Origin of the sequence: Pseudoduganella dura (genome assembly GCF_009727155.1) — a bacterium.
Classification (GTDB): domain Bacteria; phylum Pseudomonadota; class Gammaproteobacteria; order Burkholderiales; family Burkholderiaceae_D; genus Rugamonas; species Rugamonas dura.
On record NZ_WNWM01000002.1, the window covers coordinates 5208602 to 5229386 of the forward strand.

Consider the following 20785-nt stretch of genomic DNA (forward strand, 5'->3'; position numbering starts at 1 on the left):
CGCCCCGGTGCCGGCCGCTGCGCTCCGGGCCCGCCCGCAGGTTGCAACGCCGCTGAAACCTGTGCTGCGCTATGATGGCGGTTTTGATCCATCCATGGCACATCATGTTTGAATTCCTCTTCAAGCGGCCCGGCGACAAGGGCAACGATCCGCAGGCCGCGCAGGGGCAACACGCGGACGCCGGCCCGGGGCGCAACGGACCCGGTGACGGCCAGGGCGGTCAAAACGGACCCGACGGCAAGGAGGCACGCCGTGCCGAGCAGGCCGAACGCGCCAGGGCGCTGGCCGGCGACGAAGCCGCGGCGGTCGCGCTGATCCTGCAGAGCGAGTTTGCGGACGTGCGCCTGGCCGCGGCCGAGCACGTGGTGTCGCAACCGGCACTGGAACAGGTGCAGGGCGCCGTGCGCAACACCGACCGCCGCGTGGCCAAGCTGATGCAGGGCAGGCTCGATGCGATCCGCCACCGCCAGATGGAGCAGCGGCAGGCCGAGGCCAGTATCTCTCAAGCGCAACGCCTGTTGCAGGATGAAAAGCTGACACCGAACCAGGTGGCCGACCTGGACCGCCTGTGGAAAGTGATCGACGCGCCGCCCGAACTGGCCGCCGAGTTCGACCGGCTGCGCGCCGCGCTGAGCGGCCGGCTGGAAGCCCAGGTGGCCCTGCAGCGCGCCACGATCGATGCGCTGGCCGCGCTGCGCCGGCTGGGCGCGGGCACCGCGGCCGGCAACGAGGATGAGGCGCTGCAGGAACTGGAGCGCCTGGGCGCCGAACATGCCGCCCGGGTGGCGGCGCCCGAGCACGGCACGCTGCCGCGCCACCTGGTGGCCGATGTGGAAGCGGCGCTCGCGTCGGCGCGCGCCGTGCTGGTCCGCCCGGCCGCGCCTCCCGCGATGCCGCCATCCGTGCCCGTGACGGCGGAGCCGGCGCCGGCCGCTGCCGCGGAGGACGTGCCCCTGGCCGTTGACGATGCCGGTTCCGGTGCCGCAGAGGGCGGCGAACGGCAGGCCACCGCGGGCATCGTGCCCGAGGCCGGCCCGCAACCCGGCGAGGATGCGCCGGCTGCCGGCACCGCGCCGGCTCCCGCAGTGGTGCCGCCGCGGCCCCCGAAGGAAAAGAAGATCACCCCCGCCGACCGCGAAGCCAACGAACGCTTCATGGCGCTGGTCGATGCGATGGAAGCGGCGCTGGGCCAGGGCCAGCTGCACACGGCCGCCGAGCATGACAAGACGCTCAAGGACACCAGGACGGGCCGCCTGAGCACCCAGCAATCGGAACGGCTGGCGCACGTGCGCGCCGAGTACAAGCGGCTGGCGGCCTGGGCGCGCTGGGGCGGCAACGTGTCGCGCGAGGAACTGGTGCACGCGGTCGAGGAATTGCCTGCGCAAAACCTGCCGATGAGCGAACTGGCGAAGAAAGTCAGCGCGATGCGCGAGCGCTGGAAATCGCTGGACAGCGTCTCCGGGGCCGCGCCGAAGAGCCTGTGGGAGAAATTCGACGCCGCCTGCACCGCCGCCTATGCGCCGGCCGCCGCGCACTTCCGCCAGCTGGCCGACGAGCGGCATGCCAGCGCGGCCAGGGCCCAGGCGCTGGTCGACGAAGTCACCGCGCTGGTGGCCGATTCGCCGGCCGCGCGCGAGGACTGGCGCAGCCTGGCATCGTCGTCGCAACGCCTGCGGCAGGCATGGAGCCGGCTGGGCACCATCGACCGCAAGGACAAGAAGCGCCTCGACACCGCGTTCGGCAAGGCGATGGACACGCTGATGGCGCCGCTCGAGGAGCAGCGGCGCATCGAGGTGGCGCGCCGCGAGCAGCTGATCGAGGAAGTCTACAAGCTCGATCCGGCCGAGCGGCACACGGTGGACACGCTGCGCGGCCTGCAGGAAGCCTGGCAGGGCCATGCCAAGGCGCTGCCGCTGGAACGCCGCCAGGAGCAGGCGCTGTGGCAGAAATTCCGCGCCGCCTGCGACACGATCTTTGCCCGGCGCAAGGAATCGGCCCACGCGGCCGACCACGAGCGCAAGGCGCACCTGCACGCGCGCGAGGCGATCTGCGCCGGGCTGGAAGGCTTCACGGCGGAAGGCGACGACAAGGCGCGGCAAGCGGCGATCGGCAAGGCGTTGCGCGATGCCGCCGCGGCGTGGCATGCGAGCGGCGTGGTGCCGCGCGCGGCCGAGGCGCGCATCGAGACGCGCTACCGGGCCGCCGTCGCCAGGCTGCAAGGCGAGGCCGATGCGATCCGCAAGCGCGCCGGTGCCGCGCAGGCCAACGCGCTGCGCGACAAGCTGCGCCTGGTGCAGGCGCTGGAGAATGCGCTGGCCGCGCCCGGCCCGGTCGATGCGCAGGACTGGAGCGCCCGCTGGGCGGCGTTGCCGCCGCTCCCGGCGGATTACGAACGCACGCTGCATGCCCGCTTCAATGCCGCGCTGCAGGCCGCCGCCGCGGATGCCGCGCCGCGCGGCGCCTATGCCGGCACGCTGGAAGCGAACCGCTCCCGCCTGCTGGCCGAAGTGCTGCGGCTGGAGATCGTGGCCGGCATCGACAGCGGTGCCGAATTCGCGCGCGACCGCCTGAAGATGCAGGTCGAGGTGCTGCAGGATTCGCTGAAGTCCGGCCACAAGGCCGGCCATGCGGGCGCGCAGGCGGCGCAGTTCGTGGCGCTGTGCGCCATGCCGGCGCTGGTGGACGACCGCACGGCCAGCCGCATCGAAACCCTGTTCCGCCGGGTCGGCGCGGAGGGCCGATGAGCGGCGGCGGGACCAGCCGGGTGCGGGTGCAGCACGAGGATTTCGACCTTTCCGCCGAGGTGGCGCGACTGCGCGCCGGGAACAGCAAGACCGGCGCGGTGGTCACGTTCGTCGGCACCGTGCGCGACCTGAACGACGGCGCGCAGGTGGCGGCGATGGAGCTCGAGCACTACCCGGGGATGACCGAAGGGTCGATCGACCGGATCATCGACCAGGCTGCCGCGCGCTGGCCGGTGCACGACGCGCTGGTGATCCACCGCGTGGGGCCGCTGCTGCCGCGCGACCAGATCGTGCTGGTGGCCGTGACGTCCGCCCATCGCGGCGAGGCGTTTGCCGCCTGCGAGTTCATCATCGACTACCTGAAGACCGAGGCGCCGTTCTGGAAGAAGGAAGAAACGCCGGACGGGGCGCGCTGGGTGGACGCGCGCGTGTCCGACGATGCCGCCCTGGACAAGTGGCAGGATCCGGCCTGAACTGCGGTGCCGTTCCCTGCCGGCGGGCTCTCCCGACGGGCCTCCCTGAAGTGCAGTGCTTGCGGAGGTAATGCTCCCGGGTGCTTGAAATAGTACGTGCGCATCCGCACTTTATCGGAAGATAAAACAAGGAGCCGAGCACCATGCGTCAAGACAAACTCACGACAAAACTTCAGGAAGCGCTCGCCGATGCCCAGAGCCTGGCTGTCGGCGGTGACAACCCCTATATCGAACCCGTGCACCTGCTGACGGCCCTGCTGAACCAGGACGACGGCAGCGCTCGTTCGCTGCTGCAGCGGGCCGGCGTCAACGTGGGCGGCCTCGCCGCCGCCCTGAAAGGCGCCGGCGAGCGGCTGCCGAAGGTATCGGGTACCGGCGGCAACGTGCAGGTCAGCCGCGAATTCGTCAACATGCTGAACCTGGCCGACAAGGAAGCGCAGAAGCGCGGCGACCAGTTCGTGTCCAGCGAGATGGTGCTGCTGGCACTGGCGGACGATAAATCCGATGCCGGGCGGCTGGCCAAGGAAAACGGCCTGTCCCGCAAGTCGCTGGAAGCGGCGATCGATGCCGTGCGCGGCGGCGGCAAGGTCGATTCGCAGGAAGCCGAAGGCCAGCGCGAATCGCTGAAGAAATACACGATGGACCTGACCGAGCGGGCGCGCCAGGGCAAGCTCGACCCCGTGATCGGCCGCGACGACGAGATCCGCCGCGCGATCCAGGTGCTGCAGCGCCGCACCAAGAACAACCCGGTGCTGATCGGCGAGCCCGGCGTGGGCAAGACGGCCATCGTCGAGGGCCTGGCCCAGCGCATCGTCAACAACGAGGTGCCCGATTCGCTGCGCGGCAAGCGGGTGCTGTCGCTGGACATGGCGGCATTGCTGGCCGGCGCCAAGTACCGCGGCGAATTCGAGGAACGGCTGAAATCGGTGCTCAACGAACTGGCCAAGGATGAAGGCCAGACCATCGTGTTCATCGACGAGCTGCACACGATGGTGGGCGCCGGCAAGGCCGAGGGCGCGATGGACGCCGGCAACATGCTGAAACCCGCGCTGGCGCGCGGCGAACTGCACTGCGTGGGCGCCACCACGCTCGACGAATACCGCAAGTACATCGAGAAGGACGCCGCGCTGGAGCGCCGCTTCCAGAAGATCCTTGTCGACGAGCCGAGCGTGGAAGCGACGATCGCGATCCTGCGCGGCCTGCAGGACAAGTACGAGCTGCACCACAAGGTGGAGATCACCGACCCGGCCATCATCGCGGCGGCCGAGCTGTCGCACCGCTACATCACCGACCGCTTCCTGCCCGACAAGGCGATCGACCTGATCGACGAAGCCGCCTCGAAGATCAAGATCGAGATCGACAGCAAGCCCGAGGTGATGGACAAGCTGGAGCGCCGGCTGATCCAGCTGAAGATCGAGAAGGAAGCCGTCAAGCGCGAGAAGGATGAAGGTTCGCGCAAGCGGCTCGACCTGATCGACGAGGAAATCGCCAAGCTGCAGCGCGAATACAACGATTTCGAGGAAGTGCTGAAGGCCGAGAAGGCCAACGTGCAGGGCACCACGCACATCAAGGAAGAGATCGAGCGCATCCGCCAGGAGATGGAGGCGGCCACGCGCGCATCGAACTGGGGCCGCGTGTCCGAGCTGCAGTACGGCCGGCTGCCGGAGCTGGAAGCGCAGCTCAGGCAGGCCGAAAGCAGCGGCGGAGACGAGAACAAGGACAAGCCGAAACTGCTGCGCACGCAGGTGGGCGCCGAGGAAATCGCCGAGGTCGTGTCGCGCGCGACCGGCATTCCCGTGTCGCGCATGATGCAGGGCGAGCGCGACAAGCTGCTGCACATCGAGGAAAAGCTGCACGAGCGCGTGGTGGGTCAGGATGAGGCGATCAACGCCGTGGCCGATGCGATCCGGCGTTCGCGCGCCGGGCTGTCCGACCCGAACCGCCCGTATGGCTCGTTCATGTTCCTCGGGCCGACGGGCGTGGGCAAGACCGAACTGTCGAAGGCGCTGGCCGCGTTCCTGTTCGATACCGAAGACTCGATGATCCGCATCGACATGAGCGAATTCATGGAAAAGCACTCGGTGGCCCGCCTGATCGGCGCGCCGCCCGGCTATGTGGGCTATGACGAGGGTGGCTACCTGACCGAGGCGGTGCGCCGCAAGCCCTACAGCGTGATCCTGCTCGATGAAGTGGAAAAGGCGCACCACGACGTGTTCAACGTGCTGCTGCAGGTGCTGGACGACGGCCGCATGACCGATGGCCAGGGCCGCACCGTGGACTTCAAGAACACGGTGATCATCATGACGTCGAACCTGGGCTCCCACAAGATCCAGTCGATGGAGGATGGCGACCCGGCCGTGACGAAGCTGGCCGTGATGGCCGAGGTGCGCGGCCACTTCCGGCCCGAGTTCATCAACCGGATCGACGAGATCGTGGTATTCCACGGCCTCGACGAAAAGAACATCGGTGCGATCGCGAAGATCCAGTTGCAGATCCTGGAAAAACGCCTGAAGCGGATGGAAATGGACCTGCAGGTCAGCGACGCCGCGCTGCACAAGATCGCCGAAGCGGGCTACGACCCGGTGTACGGTGCGCGGCCGCTGAAGCGGGCGATCCAGCAGGGCATCGAGAATCCGCTGTCGAAGCTGATCCTGGAGGGCCGCTTCGGGCCGAAGGACACGATCCGCATCGACGCGCGGGACGGCGCGCTGGTGTTCGGCGCCGATGGCAAGGTGGATATCGTCAAGGCGTAACGGCCGGCGATCAGGCAAGCAGGCGCACCGGCGCCGCATCATCGGATGCGGCGCCGGTTTTTTTTCGCAGCGTCCATTGCGCCAGCAGCCGGCTGGCGGCCAGCAGGTCGGCTCTCCCGAATCCTTCGGTATGGCGCGCAACGACGAGTTCGAGCAGTGCCTGCGCGCCGGCCTGTGCGCCCTGGCCGTGCCACAGCCGCGCCAGGCTGGTGGCGGCGCGCAATTCCCAGCCCAGTGCTCCCTGGTTGCGCGCCAGTAGCAGCGCGCCGCGGAACAGGTGCTCGGCGCCGGACCGGGCGGCGGGGCCGCCGGCGGCCAGCAGGCGCTCGCCCTGCTGGCGCCGCAGCTCCGCGGCGCACCAGCGCGCGTCGCCATGGCCGGCGCGCAGCAGCAGGCCGCTGTCCGCATAACGCGGGCTCAGCGTGGCCAGCGTTTCGCGGTGCGGGCCGGTGGCCGGCGCTTTCGCCAGCCAGCCGCCCGGCGCGTCCTCGACGATGCCGTGCCGGTACTGGCGCGCCAGCGTTTCCCAGTGCGGCAGGCGGCGCGCGGCGTCTTCCAGTTCCGCCAGCGCCGCCAGCGCGGCGGCCCGGTCGCCGCACCACCACGCCACCGGGAACATCGCAAACGCGAGAACCTGGCACAGCGGGGCATCGGCACCGACCGCGCGGGCGCGCAGCACGCCGTTGCGGGCCAGGCGCAGCGCCTCGTCCGGGTAGCCGAGCAGCCATCGCGCGCGCGCCAGCACGGCACTCGCGGCAACGTTTTCATCGGTGTGCAGGGCGGTGCGGCGCCCGGTGCATACGGCCGGGACCGTGGCATTCTGCACGGCGCGCGCCAGCGGTGCGGCCAGCGCCTGTTCGCCCGACAGGTGCAGGGCCAGGGCGGCGAAGCGGTCGTGCACCAGTTGCGCGGAGCGCGAACCGGCGCCGCGGATGCCGTCCTGGAAACGCTGTACCAGCGCCACCGCGGCGGGGTAGTCGCCCCCCAGCACGTGCTCCAGCACCAGGCCCGAGAAGGCATCGGCCATCCGCCCGGCGTCGCGCAGGTGTTCGGCCAGCGCGAATGCACGCGCATAGGCGGCCCGCCCGGCCCCGGCCCCTTCCAGGTAGACGCAGACCGTGCCCAGCGCGGTACCCAGCAGCGTTTTCAGCCCGCTTTCCAGCGCGTCTTCGGATCCGCCTTCGAGTCCGCTTTCCGGCCCGGCATCCGTGCGGTCCGTGCCGCCGGCACGCAGCGCGGTTTCCAGCCAGCGGCGCAATTCGGCCAGTTCGGCCGCTTCCCACCAAAGCGGCACGGTGGCGGCCAGCAGGGCCGCGGCGGCACCGGCGTCGCCATGCGGGCCGAAGCCCCAGGCCAACGCCGCGCGCACGTCGGGCAGGCGGAGCATGTCGCTGTCCGGACCGTTGGCCAGTTCCGTGCAGTGGGCGGCGAAGCGGGCGAATACCGGGTCGTCCTGCGCCAGCAGCGACAGCGCGTGGCTGCGCGTGTTGTGATACAGCTGGAACTGGTGCGGGTCGCATGCCGGCGCGCCATCGGGCCGGCTGGCGACGAGCAGCGATTTCGCGGCCAGCGTGGCCAGCGCGTCTTCGACGCCGGCGGCCGTCATCGCATCGCCGGCCGCAATCCGCACCGCACGCGCCAGCGTGAACGGGCCGGTGAACACGGCCACGCGGCCCAGCACCACGCGTTCGGCCGGCGACAGCGTGTCGATGCTCCAGTCCAGCGATGCACGCAGCGAACGGTGGCGCGGCGGCGCCGTGCGGCGGCCGCCCTTGAGGATCTGAAGGCGTTCATCGAGGCGGGCCAGCAGGTCGCGGGGGTGGAACAGGTCCAGGCGCCCGGCCGCCAGTTCGATCGCCAGCGGCACGCCGTCCAGGCCGCGGCACAGGTCCGCCACCGCGGGCGCATCGGCATCGGTCAGCGTGAATCCGCCATGCACGGCGGCCGCGCGCGCGGCGAACAGCGCCACCGCCGGGTAGGCCAGTGCCGCCGCGGCGGTCGTGGCGCCTGGCGGCGGGCAGTCCAGCGGTTCGATGCGCTGCACCCGCTCGCCGGCCGCGCGCAGCGCTTCATTGCAGGTCGCCAGGATGCACAGGCCGGGCACGTCGCGCAGCAGCCGTTCGGCGAACGCGGCGGCGAGGGCGACGATGCGGTCGCAATTGTCGAACACCAGCAGCACGGGCCGTTCGCGCAGGTGCGCCACCAGTGCCGAGGCGGGATCGGTGGCGGGCGGCAGGTCCAGCGCCGCGGCCAGTGCCGCCGCCGGGTCCGCGGCCTCGGCCATGTCGACGCACCAGCTGCGGAACTGCGGCTCCAGGCGGCGCGCGACCGCGTGCGCGAGGGTACTCTTGCCGACGCCGCCGGTGCCGGTCAGCGTGACGAGGCTGTGCCGCGGCGGCAGCGCGGCCAGTGCATGCACCAGCTCCGCGCGGTCCGTCGGCTGGCCGTCGGCATGCGTGGCAACGGATGGCGCGTGCCATTGCACGGGGGCAACGAGCGCGTAGCCCTGGCCGGCCACGCTGCCGAGGTAGCGCCGCCCGGGCGTCTCGCGCAACGCCTTGCGCAGCGCCACCATGTGCACGCGCAGGTTCGCTTCCCCGACGACGGTGTCGGGCCAGGCGCGCGCGATGAGGTCGGCTTTCGAGACCGTGGCGCCGGCGCGTTCGGCGAGCGCGGCAAGGATATCGAACGCGCGCGAGCCCAGCTTCAGCGGCCGGCCATCCTCGAGCAGCACGCGCTGCGCCGGATAGAGGCGAAAGGGCCCGAACGACGCATACGCAACCGACGACTCGGGGGCTTGGAGTGTCATGTGGCTTCTCGTTGGGAAGACGGCCCGGTGCCGTCAGGGGCGGATGATAAGTGACTTTCTTTACACACCGCTGACACCCGCCGGAAATGTTGCCAGAAATCGGGGACAGTCCCCGATTTCTGGCAACAATCTTGTGGTATTTACGTCGCCTGCTGATATTTGTCCGATACAGCCAAGGTCAAGAACTTGTGGGCTGTCGGATTACCGTCAAATTTGTGGCCCGCGAGGAATTTGTTGTAAAAATTCGGGACTGTCTCCATGCCGGTTTGTGGTGTTTTTGCCACTGCGGGTGGGCTTTGGCCTACGGCTCGGCGAAGTCTTCGACTTCGTAGTGGTCGAGGAAGCGTTCAAGGCCGGTGCCGGCGTCGAAGTGCAGGCCATCGGTGGCGCGGGTGCCGGTTACCACGCGACGGACGTGGGCGCCCAGCGATTGCCGGGTGGTGCTTTTTTGCCGCATCGGGTAGCTGCCGGACAGCCGGTAGCCGTCCAGGTAGCGGATTTCGAATTCGCACTCGCTGCAGTCGCGCGCCGCGGCCCAGGCCTTGAGCAGCCTGTCGGCGGCGACGAACGAGCCGAGCACCGCGATGCTGTGCTCGGCCTTGCGGATACGGATCTGCGCCACGCCGACCTTTTCGGCATGCGTGAGGGGAAGGGCGTTCATCGTGGGCTTTCGCATCGGCAGGACGGGTCAGGGGGCATGCCGGCCATCGGCATGACGAAATACCGGGCGGCGGAAGCGGCCGATCGCGTCCAGCGCTACCGCGTGCGTGGGTCGCAGCGCGCTGCCGAAGCGGTTGACGTGGATGTGGCGCGCCGCCAGTTCCAGCATCGGCAGCACCTGCGCGGCCAGCGCGGCGTCGCCGGGCGCCGCGTGCAGGCTGGCGCAGGCGAGCGGACCGAGCGCCCACGCCAGCGCCAGCATTTCGCCCGCGTCGGCGCAGCGCACCAGCAGCCCGCCCTGGCGCGTGGCGGCCAGCGCCGGTTCGGCGATCAGCGGCGCGGCCGGCACCTCGGCAAACGGCGCCGTGCCGCCGTGCGGTGTTTCGCTCAGCAGGTGTACGCTGCCGCCCGCGGGCAGGGCCAGGCCGCCGGAGCGGGAAGGGCGGCGCGCCGCGCACGGGTCGTCCGCGCCGGCCAGGGTATCGATGATCGCTTCGCGCAGGTCGATGAAGCCGTCGCCGTCGATGGCGACGACCATCGGGCACACGCCCTGCTGCGCCAGGATTTGCTGGCCCAGGTGCTCGGCGCGGGCGTTCAGCGCGCACGGCAGCACGAAGGCGGTATCGGTGCCGTCCAGTTCGGCCAGCGCGGGCAGCAGAGGCGGCACCGGGCGCGCGCCGGCGCGGCAGATCACGCCCCGCACGGCGCGCTGGGCAAGCAGGATGTCGTCATCCGTCGCCAGTTCGAACAGCGTGTCGGGCAGCCGGGCGGCCGCGGCGGCGATGGCGATCAGCCCCGCCAGCTCCGTGCAGCTGGGGGCCGGCACGGCGCGCGCCATGACCGGGCAGCCGGCCGCCAGCGCGGCCATCGCATGGATGCCGGCCAGGCCGTACGCGCTGCCGTGCGCGCCGACCGCGGCAACGGGGCCGAGCGGCACGGTACGCTGGCCGCCCTCCCGCGCGTCGTCGCGCAGCGCGCCGGCCAGCGTGCGCAGCCAGTCGCGCAGCATGTCGTGCTGGCGCAGCGCGACGGCCGGGTCGATACCGGCGTCGAACGCGGCCTGCCGGGGCAGGCGGTGCCGCACGCCATCGAGCCCGGCGCCGAACCCGTCGAGCAGGCGCGCGCGCTGCCCGGCATCGGCCAGCGCCAGCGGCAGCGCGGCGGCGGCGGCCCGTTGGGAAATGTGCATCATCGGCGATCCCCCATTCAGGTGATGACTGGTTAACGAACAATGGCGAATGCGAATGGCAAATGATTAACGCCGGGTGACCGATACGTTAGAATTTGCCGGGCCGGAAATCAATCCGGCTTTCGAGGTAAGCAAACATGGACCGACAGCAGTGGCGGCCGCCGATCGGCGAGGTGGCATTCGGCGCGTTCCGCCTGGTGCCGCAGGAACGCGCGCTGTACCGGCACGGCATGCCGGTGCGGCTGGCGGGCCGCGCGTTCGACCTGCTGGTCGCGCTCGTCGAGCGCGCCGGCACGGTGGTGGGCAAGGACGAGCTGATCGCCCGTGTCTGGCCGCGCACGGTCGTCGAGGAGGGCAACCTGCGCGTGCACGTCAATGCACTGCGCAAGGTGCTCGGCACCGACCAGGCCTACGTGGAAAACGTGGTCGGCCGCGGCTACAGCTTCGTGGCGCCGCTGCGCCAGGCGCCCGACGACATCGTGCCGGTGGTGCCGGCCGCCGGCCTGCAGCCGCGGCTGGTGGGGCGCGGCCAGGTGCTCGACCAGCTGCTGCGCGAGCTCTTGACCGTGCGCCTGCTGACGATCGCCGGCCCCGGCGGCATGGGCAAGACGTCGGTGGCGCAGGCACTGGCCGCGCGCGCCGCGCCGCGCTTCGGCCGCCACGTGTACTGCGTGGATCTCGCGCCGCTGGCCGATCCGGCGCTGCTGCCGGGCGCGGTGGCGCAGGCATTCGGCCTGGCCGCGCCGCTGTCCGCCGAGGCGCTGGCCGATGCCCTGCCGGCCGCTTTTTCGCACCCTTCGCAGGCCCGGCCCGCGCTGCTCGTGCTCGACGGCTGCGAACACCTGATCGATGCCGCCGCGGCGCTGGCCGGCGCGCTGCTGCGCCGGGCCGGGGCCCTGCACATCGTTGCCACCAGCCGCGAACCGCTGCGCGCCGACGGCGAACGCGTCTTCCGGCTGCCGCCGCTGGCGGTACCGCGCCCGCCCGCGGAAGCGCCGGTACCCGATGCCGTGGCATTGGCCACGTATCCGTCGGTACAACTGTTCGTCGAACGGGCCAGCGCCGATGGCGGCTTCACGCTCGATGCGGACAACGCGGCCGCGGTGGCCGAGATCTGCCGCCGCCTTGACGGCATTCCGCTGGCGATCGAGCTGGCGGCCGGCCGCGCCGCGTTTTTCGGCGTGCAGGAACTGGCGCGGCGCCTGTCCGACTGCTTCACGGTGCTGACACGGGGCCGCCGCACCGCGCTGCCGCGACACCAGACGCTGCGCGCCACGCTCGACTGGAGCCACGATTTGCTGGCCCCGGCCGAGCAGGCGGTGCTGCGGCGCCTTGCCGTGTTCCGCGGCACCTTCCCGCCCGACGGTGCGGCGGCGGTGGCCGGCTGGGGGGGGATCGATGCGCAGGCGGTTCCCGCGCTCGTGGCGCAACTGGTGGCGAAGTCGATGGTGTCGCCCGACGGCATGCGCTGCCGCCTGCTGGACACGAGCCGCGCCTATGCGCTGGAAAAACTGCGCGCCGCCGGCGAGGAGCACGCGGCTGCGCAGCGCCATGCGCGCTACTGCTGCCTGCTGCTGTCCCGCGCCGTGCACGATGCCGCGGCGCTCGACGCGAATCCCCTCCAGGACTGCCGCCTCGACGACGTGCGCGCCGCGCTCGACTGGGCCTTCGGACCGGGGGGCGAGCCGCTGCTGGGCGCGCAGCTGGCGGCGGCGTCGGCGCCGCTGTGGTATCGCCACTCGATGATGGAAGATTACCGCGTGCGGCTGGCCCCGGCGCTGGCCTGCGCCGCAGCAGCCGGTTCGGCCGGCGCACCGCTGTTCGCCGCGCTGCAGCTGGCACTGGGCCACACGCTGCTGCACGCCGGCGAAGACGCCGCGCCGCGCGCCGAGGCATTCGCCCGCGCACTGGCGCTGGCCGAGCGGCTCGGCGACCACGCCACCGCCGTGCGCGCGCTGTGGGGCTGCTACGCGGATGCGCTGCTGCAGGGCGACTATGGCCGCGCGCTCGGCCTGGCGTACCGCTTCGGCCCCCTGGCACGCGCCGCGGGAATGGATGGCGCCGGGCCGGTACAGCAACGGCTGCTGGCCCGGGCGCGGCACTACCTGGGCGACCAGCATGCGGCCGGCGCGCATGCCGATGCCGTCGGGCACCCGGCCCGCCGCATGCCCGGCGCCGCCGGCTTCCAGTTCGACCAGCGCGTATCGTCGCTGGCGGTGCACGGCCGGGTGCTGTGGCTCCAGGGACGGCCCGAGCAGGCACTGCTGGCCGCGCGCGAGGGCATCGACGAAGCGTTGCGGCTCGATCACTCGGTATCGCTGTGCTTTGCGCTGGTGTTCGCCGTGCCGGTGGCGCTGTGGAGCGGCGAGCTGGCAATGGCGCGGCGCTGCGCCGCGATGATGGCCGAACGGGCCGCGCGCGACCGGCTGGCGCACTGGTCGTTCTGGGCGTACGCGTTCGACGCGGCGCTGCGGCGCCACGAACGCGGAGAAAACGGCACGGCGCCCGAACCGGTGGACGCGCTGCTGCGCCACCCGTCCTGCACCGGCCTGCACCTGGACATGCTGCCCACGCTGCATGGCGGCCTGCTGACGCCCGCCTCGCTGGCCCGCGCTACCGATGGCCGCGCCGGCTGGGCCGCGCCCGAGCTGCTGCGCTGCTGGGGCGAACAGCTGGCGCGCGTCGGTGCCGCCAGGCAGGCCGAACGCGTGTTCCGGCAGGCGCTGGCGCTGGCCGGGCGGCAGGGCGCGCTGGCATGGGAACTGCGCGCCGCCACCAGCCTGGCCCGATTGCTGTCGCCGCGCGGCCAAGGGCACATCGATGAACCAACGAGCGGTTCCATGAGCGGGTACGACCCCGCTGCCTTGCTGGCGCCGCTGCTGGCGCGCTACCGCGAAGGCGAAGCCACGCGCGACGTGGTCATGGCGCGGGCCTGCCTGGAGCGCTGCCCAGCTTGAGCAGGTAGACATCGTTCTCGCGCAGCGGCAGCGTGAGGCTGAACCGGCCGTCGCCGCCGACCCGCACGGTGCGGCGCCCGGACGGTTCGCCGCTCGCCTGCGCCTTCAGTTCGGCCACCTGCTTCCTCGTCAGCTGCGCCGGCGATCCCATGCCGATGTACGCCGTGAACGCGTCGTTCTTCCGGTAGCCGACCTGCGAGATCGCCAGCGTATAGTCGCCCGGCTTCACGCCGCGCAGCGTGACCCGCACGTCCCCCTTGGGCCTGGGCGGCAGGTCCCTGATGAAGTATTGCTGGTTGTTGATCCCCTCCGGCAGCGTATGCGTGTAATCCCACAGCAGCACGCTTGCATCGCCGTTGGCGTCGACAGTGGCGATCGATTGCGCATCGGGGTTGCGCAGTTGCTTTGCGCCGAGCCCGTTCAGGAACTGGTAAGCGAAATAGCCGGGCTTCTTGATGCCCTGCGTGTTCATCAGCCCGAAGCCGCCGTGGAAGGCTTCGAAGCGGGGGCCGGGCTCCTCGAAGATGTCGGTGAAGACCCAGTACGACATCGACTGCGCCGCATCGCCCGTCTGTTTCAGCTTTTGCAGGATATAGGCGGCCTGGTGATAGCTGTCGTGCGTGGGATCGGCCGGCGTGTACGACGAACTCCATTCGGTGTAGTGCAGCGGCAGCTTCGGCAGCTTCGAGGCGGCGATTTCGCGGCGGTTCTTCAATACATCGTTGCTGATCGCGCCTTCATCCTTGCTGAGCACCGTGCCGGTGGTGCCGAATTCGTCGAGGTAGCCCTGGTTGACGCCATACGTGTGCGTGCTGACGAAGTCGAGCGGCACCCCGTTGGCGGTCGCATACGCGATCGTCTCGGGTATCCACGCCGCGCCGGCGGTGGCGGGGCCGCCGACCCGGTAGGCCGGATTCACGCTCTTGATGGCGCGGGCGGCGTGGGCATACAGCCTGAAATACTCGTCCTGCGTGCCGGCCCAGAAATCCCTCAGGTTCGGTTCGTTCCACACTTCGAAATACCAGGTCGCCACTTCGGCCTGGCCATAACGTTCGGTCCAGTGTTCGGTCAATCTCTTGACGAGTTCGCCCCATTTTTCATAACTGCGGGGTGGCGTGACATTGCCGCGCCACCAGAATATGGTTTTTTCGCCGCTGGCCATCGCCGACGGCATGAAACCCAGTTCGACGAACGGTTTCATGCCGATGCTCAGCAGGTAATCGTACAGGGCGTCGATATACTGGAAATTATAATGTTCCCTGCCTTGCGCATCGACTTTATAAACGCCCATATCGTCCGACAGCAGGCCGTGCATGCGGATATAACGGAATCCGGCGTCGCGCCTGACCTGCGCCAGTTGCTGTTGCCAGTCCGCCCGCAATCCCTCGTTGGCGCGGCCGGCGCCAATGACTTCATTGAAGGTCTTGTTCAGGTCGCCGGCGATCTGGCCGACGTGCACATCGATATCGCGTTGCTGCGCCCACGTGGATTGCGACAGTAACAGCAGGCCGCCCAGCAGGGCCCCGCTAATGGAATGGCTGATGGTATTGAACCGCATGGTTTGCATTGGTTGTCTCGCTCGCTCTGGATTGCGCTCTGGATTTCGCTCGGATTGATTCGCGGCCGGCCCGTGACCGGCGCGCTGCCATGCAGCCTACCGGGGCGGACGCGGTTTCGTTAGCAGCCATGCCCGAAACGCTGGTGGAATGCGGAAAGTTGAAGAAAATCTGCCGCCAGTGTCAGTCCGCGCAGGCGGTGCGAAAGGCCTTCGGGGTGCAGCCGTATTCTTCCTTGAAGAGCTTGTTGAAATACGAAACATTGGCATAGCCGACCGAATAGGCGATTTCCGCAACGGCCAGCGCATCGTTTTCCGACAGCAGCCGCGCCGCTTCGGTCAGCCGCAATTTATTCAGGTAGGCAGTGAATGTGAAACCCAGCTCCGCTTTCAGGATGTCGTTGAGCTTATTACGGTTGACACCCGTACCGGCCACCGCCTTGTCGACATCCATGCCGGCATCCGAATAATGCGTGGCAATAAATCGCAATACCGCGGCCTTTTCCCTGTCGCGATGCGGTTCGAGCGAAAGCTGCTGGTAGGCGACGAACGGCAGGTCTTTTTGCAGTTTTTCGCGCACCTCCGCGACCAGCGCGGCGGCATGGGCGCGGAAAAACCAGAAACCGAAACCGGCCCATGCCGATGCCAATATCGCGCCCATGCCGTACAGATAACGGACATCGCGGCCGTGCAATATCAGTTCGCTGATTTCGACAGTAAACAAGGTATCGGTCGGGCTCTGGAATGTACTCCCGAACGTCATTTTCGGCACGCGGTCGAGTTTATATCCGTGGTGTGAAAGGTCGAGCTTGAACATGTCGAACCACCATTGCGGAGTTTCTAGCCTCGACAGGTCGATGTCGACACGCGTGCCGTGCGTGCTGCACGCGAAGAAGGCGGAAGGCGTGCGATAGCTCAGCAGGTGATCGGGCGTGGATACCCTGTCGTCGAACGTGGGCACGCTGAGCATCAGCGTGTTGGCTGGCGCGCAGCGGGCCTGGAACGACACCGAATCGTAGCGCGACAGGTCGACGTGCGCCGGCTTGCCGTTGCGGTCCTCGAACAGCAGGTCCGCCGCGGCGAACCGGTATCTGGGGGCTGGCGCCAGGCGGAAGCCGAAGCGCAGCCGTTGCCGGGCTTCGTGGATGGCGACGGAGGTTCCGGCGGCATCGCGCCGTGTCTTGTCCGGCTTCTCGTTGTCCGAACTGGTGCCGATGTGCCATGGCAGCCCACTGCCATGGGCCGGCAGCAATCGGGTGCGCAGGTGACTGCGGTCGACGCACAGCACGCCCAGCAGCAGGCTCCCTGCCAGCAGGCAGACGAACGCGATCAGCGCTTTGCGATAGAAGGCTCCCATTTATGCCGTTTTCGTTCGAGGCTCCGGTGATGTGAGCGCAATCATAGTGGGCGCATGGCAGTGCAGCAAGAGGTTGTGCGGCCCTTTAAGCCGTTCCTGCCGCAGGGGCGCAGGTCTTCTTGGGAAAGAGTCAATAGCCTGTTGCATATAGGGTTCAGCAGCGAATAAACATGTTTCCCATGGGCATATTTCTGTAACTTGCGATCTGCATTTGAGTACACTGGACTGAAGAAATTAACTAACGGAAATATGTGATGCTATTCATAAATCGACTGTCGATTCAAAGAAAGCTGATGCTCAGCATGGGCCTGTGCCTGCTGGTGTTCATGGTCATTTCGTCCGTGCTGAGCGTAACGATGAACAGCGACCGTGCCCGCGAGCGCGCGGTGACCCAGGAGCTGCCGGCGCGGATCGGCGAGATCCGCAACGACGTGCTGCGCCAGATCGGCCAGACGCTGGCGGTATCGGAAACGCTGGCGAACGACACGTACGTGCATGCATGGGAAGATGCCGGCCTGCCCGACGAGGGGGCCACCGCGTGGCAGACCTACGCCAGCCACCTGAAGGCGAAGAACAACGCGGCCACGGTGTTCTGGGTATCGAAAACCACCGGCAAGTACTTCACCGACGCCGGCTACGACCGCACGCTGTCGTCCGACAAGGCCGGCGACGGGTGGTTCTACGACTTCCTGGCCAGCGGGGTGCCGTACCGCCTCGATATCGACAAGAACGCCGGCTCGGCCACCTACATGTTGTTCATCAATACGCGCGTGCAGACCGCGGGCGGCAAGCTCGCGGTGGCCGGCATCGGGCTGGCCGTCAACGACCTGGCAAGCACGATCCGCGATTACCGGGTGGGCGAGACGGGCACCGTGTCGCTGGTGCGGCCGAACGGCGTGCTGCTGATCGACCGCGATCCGCAACTGGCCGACGGCAGGCACGGGTTGCAGGACCAGCCCGGCTTCGATGCCGGCATGGTGAAAACGCTGTTCGCCGGCCAGGCGTTCAGCCATGCCGCGGTCGACACTCCGCAGGGCCGGCTGTTCGTGGCCGCGTCATATATCAAGGAGCTGAACCTCTACGTGCTGGCACGGGTGCCGGAACGCGAAGTGCTGGGCGATATCGCACGGGCCGCCACGATCTCCGCGCTGATCGCGGGCGTGGCGGGCGGCGGCATCGGCCTGTTCGGCATCTGGCTGATCAGCCGCGCGATCGCCGCGCCGGTGATGCGGGCCGCCAGGATGCTGGGCGAGATCGCCGACGGCAATGGCGACCTGAGCCGCCGGATGCGGGTGGAATCGCAGGATGAGGTAGGCGCGCTGGCGGGGGCGTTCAACCGCTTCATTTCGTCGCTGAACGGCACCATCGTGCAGGTGCGCGAGAGCGCGCAGCAGATCGCCGGCGCCACCGGCGAGATCGCCACCGGCAACCTCGATCTGTCGAACCGCACCGAGGCGCAGGCGTCGAACCTGGAAGAGACCGCGGCCGCGATGGAAGAGCTGACGGCGACCGTGCGGCAAAACGCCGACAACGCCGCGCAGGCCAACAAGCTGGTCGCCTCCACCGCTGATTCGGCGCGCAAGGGCGGCGCGGTGGTCTCGCAGGTGGTCGACATGATGGGCGCCATCACAGACAGCTCGCGCCGCATCGCCGACATCATCGGCGTCATCGACGGCATCGCGTTCCAGACCAATATCCTGGCGCTGAACGCCGCGGTGGAGGCGGCGCGGGCCGGCGAGCAGGGCCGCGGCTTCGCCGTGGTGGCCTCCGAGGTGCGTAACCTGGCGCAGCGTTCGGCCACCGCGGCGAAGGAAATCAAGGATCTGATCCTCGCCTCGGTCGACCAGGTCAACACCGGCAGCCGGCTGGCCGACGGCGCCGGACAGGCGATGGGCGAGATCGTGGGGTCGGTACAGCGCGTGGCGGACCTGGTGGCGCAGATCAGCGCGGCCAGCCACGAGCAGAGCCAGGGCATCGGCCAGGTCAACGGTGCCATCATCGAGATGGACAACGCCACGCAGCAAAATGCCGCCCTGGTGGAAGAAGCAGCCGCCGCGGCCGAGTCGCTGCGCATGCAGGCCGCCACGCTGGAGCAGGTGGTGGGCACGTTCAAGCTCGACGCCACGGCTGCGGCGCCCGCATCGCAGGGCGGCATGCCGGCGCAGGCCGTCACTGCCCGGCGAAAAATGCTGAAGGCGTAGTGCCGAAGGTCTTGCGGAACATCTGGGAAAACGCCGACTGGCTGGCATAGCCCAGCTCCTCGGCGACCCGCGCCAGCGGCATGCCGCCGGCGATCATCGGCGCGGCATGCGCCAGCCGCACCTGCTGGCGCCATTGCCCGAAGCCCATGCCGAGCTCCTTCTCGAACAGGCGCGCCAGCGTGCGCTCCGAGGCGCCCACCTGGCCGGCCCAGTCGGCCAGCGTCAGCGGCGCGCCCGGCGCGTCGATCAGGCGCGCGCACAGGCATTGCAGCCGCTTGTCGCGCGGCAGCGGCACCCGGATCGGGCGCGTTTCGCAGCGCGCCAGTTCATCGAGCATCAGCTCCGACAGCAGCGTGGCGCGCGGCGATGACGCCAGCGGCGGCAGCTGTTCCAGCGCCAGGATCAGTTCGCGCAGCAGCGTGGACACTTCCAGCACCCGGCAAGCCTCGTCCGGGAACGGCGCGCGTTCGGCCAGGATCCGCACCGGCCGCAGCCGGGTCGACGCCAGCACCGTGACGGCATGCTCGACGCCGGGCGCGATCCACACCGCCCGCGACGGCGGCACGATCCATGTGCTGCCGGCGGCCGTCACGCGCAGCACACCGTCGATCGAATGCGTCAGCTGGCCCCACGTGTGCCGGTGCGGCAGCAGCGAATCGCTGCGTTCGAGGTCGCGGGAGATCAGCGTGATGGGGCGCTCGGGCGTCGGCTCGAAACCGTCCGGCGCCGGCAGCACCTGCCTGGGGATCGTTGGCCTGAGATTCGACATGGCAGTATTTCGATAAAAATTGACATCCTATCTTAAAACAGTCGAAGCCCTTTTTCTTACACTGTTCCTTTCAGCAGGAGACAGCATGAAGAACAACGACACGAACGACAGCAATACGCTGCGCCAGGATGCCCGCGTGATCGGCCTGGTCGGCCTGGCGCACGGCACTTCCCATTTCTATCACCTGATCCTGGCCGCGCTGTTCCCATGGCTCAAACCGGCATTCGGCCTCAGTTATGCCGAGCTGGGGCTGCTGATGACGGTGTTCTTCGTGGTATCGGGCATTGGCCAGGCGCTGGCCGGCTTCGTGGTCGACCGGGTGGGCGCGCGGCGCGTGCTGTTCTTCGGGGTCGGCATGCTGGGCGTGTCCGCGCTGGTGCTGTCGGTCGCCGGCAGCTATGCGGCGCTGCTGGCGGGCGCGCTGCTGGCCGGCGTGGGCAACAGCATCTTCCACCCGGCGGACTACACGCTGCTGAACCAGCGCGTCTCGCGCGAGCGGCTGGCGCACGGCTTCTCGGTGCATGGCATCAGCGGCAACCTCGGCTGGGCGGCGTCGCCGCTGTTCATGACCACGGTGGCGGCGCTGGCAAGCTGGCGCACCGCGCTGGCGCTGGCCGCGCTGCTGCCGTTCGCGGTGCTGGCGATCCTGGTGCTGAACCGCCATGCGCTGCGGCCGAATCCGCCGCAGAGCGCCGGTAGCGCGCAGCAAGGCGGAGAGGGCACGCTGGCGTTCCTGCGGCTGCGCTCCGTGTGGATGTGCTTCGCGTTCTTCTTCCTCACGGCCGTGTCGCTGGGCGGCATCCAGGCATTCGCATCGATCGGGCTGGAACAGCTGTACGGTATTTCGCGCGAGCTGGCCACCAGTTCCTATACCGCGTACATGCTGGCGTCGGCGGCCGGCATGGTGGTCGGCGGCTTCGTCGGTGCCGGCTCGGGCAACCACGACCGCAACATCGCCGTCGCGTTCGCCGTGGCCGCCGTGCTGGCGCTGGTGTTGGGCATGGCCGTGGTGCCGGGCTGGCTGGCGCTGCCGCTGATGGCGCTGATCGGTTTCTTCTCCGGCGTGGCCGGGCCGTCACGCGACCTGATGATCCGCGCGGCCGCGCCGAAGAATGCCACCGGCCGCGTGTACGGCGTGGTGTATTCGGGGCTGGACACGGGCCTTTCGGTGGGGCCGCTGATGTTCGGCGCCGTGATGGATGCCGGGCACCCGGGCTGGCTGTTCGCCGGCATCGCGCTGTTCCAGGCGCTGGCGATCGGCACGGCCGTCGGCGTGGGCGGCAATACGCGGGCGGTGGCGCTGAAAAGCGCGTAGCGA

At 69.2% G+C, this 20785-nt stretch carries 12 protein-coding genes; 6 read left to right on the forward strand and 6 right to left on the reverse strand.

Going from position 1 to position 20785, the window contains the following annotated elements:
- Window positions 1–104 precede the first annotated feature (104 nt).
- The 3 genes from GJV26_RS22875 (at window position 105) to clpB (ending at window position 5970) form a co-directional block, all read left to right on the forward strand.
- Entirely contained in the window at window positions 105–2744 is a 2640-nt protein-coding gene (locus GJV26_RS22875) for a DUF349 domain-containing protein (RefSeq protein WP_155710993.1), read from the forward strand.
- On the forward strand, window positions 2741–3217 hold the full coding sequence (moaE, locus tag GJV26_RS22880) for a molybdopterin synthase catalytic subunit MoaE (protein WP_155710994.1): 477 nt from the start codon (window positions 2741–2743) through the stop codon (window positions 3215–3217). Before GJV26_RS22875 ends, moaE begins: the two co-directional genes overlap by 4 nt.
- A 143-nt stretch (window positions 3218–3360) precedes the next feature.
- Window positions 3361–5970: an ATP-dependent chaperone ClpB gene (gene clpB / locus GJV26_RS22885; RefSeq protein WP_155710995.1), complete on the forward strand. Its 2610-nt coding sequence runs from the start codon at window positions 3361–3363 to the stop codon at window positions 5968–5970.
- A 10-nt stretch (window positions 5971–5980) separates the two neighbouring features.
- Here clpB and GJV26_RS22890 read toward each other — a convergent pair whose 3' ends face one another.
- The 3 genes from GJV26_RS22890 to GJV26_RS22900 form a co-directional block, all read right to left on the reverse strand.
- The gene (locus GJV26_RS22890) at window positions 5981–8779 is read right to left on the reverse strand and encodes an ATP-binding protein (protein WP_155710996.1); all 2799 of its coding nucleotides are present in this window, start codon (window positions 8777–8779) and stop codon (window positions 5981–5983) included.
- Window positions 8780–9080: 301 nt separating this feature from the next.
- Window positions 9081–9440 carry a hypothetical protein gene (locus GJV26_RS22895; protein ID WP_155710997.1) on the reverse strand — a complete coding sequence of 120 codons (360 nt, stop codon included), beginning with the start codon at window positions 9438–9440 and terminating at the stop codon, window positions 9081–9083.
- A gap of 27 nt (window positions 9441–9467) precedes the next feature.
- Window positions 9468–10631 carry an aldehyde dehydrogenase family protein gene (locus GJV26_RS22900; protein WP_155710998.1) on the reverse strand — a complete coding sequence of 388 codons (1164 nt, stop codon included), beginning with the start codon at window positions 10629–10631 and terminating at the stop codon, window positions 9468–9470.
- A 134-nt stretch (window positions 10632–10765) separates the two neighbouring features.
- On the opposite strand from GJV26_RS22900, the gene GJV26_RS22905 reads away from it, so the two are divergent.
- A complete protein-coding gene (locus tag GJV26_RS22905; protein ID WP_155710999.1) occupies window positions 10766–13585 on the forward strand; it encodes an ATP-binding protein in 2820 nt (939 codons plus the stop codon).
- Here the strand turns inward: GJV26_RS22905 and GJV26_RS22910 are convergent.
- Both GJV26_RS22910 and GJV26_RS22915 read right to left on the reverse strand, forming a co-directional pair.
- Window positions 13548–15152, reverse strand: a complete 1605-nt coding sequence (locus tag GJV26_RS22910) for a GH39 family glycosyl hydrolase (protein WP_229419402.1) — start codon at window positions 15150–15152, stop codon at window positions 13548–13550. The genes GJV26_RS22905 and GJV26_RS22910 overlap by 38 nt on opposite strands.
- Window positions 15153–15324: 172 nt before the next feature.
- Window positions 15325–16497 (reverse strand): helix-turn-helix domain-containing protein, encoded by a 1173-nt coding sequence (locus tag GJV26_RS22915; RefSeq protein ID WP_155711000.1) that lies wholly within the window; start codon window positions 16495–16497, stop codon window positions 15325–15327.
- Between the two features lie 254 nt (window positions 16498–16751).
- Between GJV26_RS22915 and GJV26_RS22920 the strand changes: the two genes are divergently transcribed.
- Window positions 16752–18698, forward strand: coding sequence for a methyl-accepting chemotaxis protein (locus GJV26_RS22920; protein WP_155711001.1), 1947 nt, complete (start codon window positions 16752–16754; stop codon window positions 18696–18698).
- On the opposite strand, the gene GJV26_RS22925 is transcribed toward GJV26_RS22920, so the two are convergent.
- Window positions 18667–19467 carry a helix-turn-helix transcriptional regulator gene (locus GJV26_RS22925; RefSeq protein WP_155711002.1) on the reverse strand — a complete coding sequence of 267 codons (801 nt, stop codon included), beginning with the start codon at window positions 19465–19467 and terminating at the stop codon, window positions 18667–18669. The two genes, GJV26_RS22920 and GJV26_RS22925, sit on opposite strands and share 32 nt — an antisense overlap.
- A gap of 85 nt (window positions 19468–19552) precedes the next feature.
- On the opposite strand from GJV26_RS22925, the gene GJV26_RS22930 reads away from it, so the two are divergent.
- Window positions 19553–20782: an MFS transporter gene (locus GJV26_RS22930; protein ID WP_155711003.1), complete on the forward strand. Its 1230-nt coding sequence runs from the start codon at window positions 19553–19555 to the stop codon at window positions 20780–20782.
- Window positions 20783–20785: the final 3 nt, after the last annotated feature.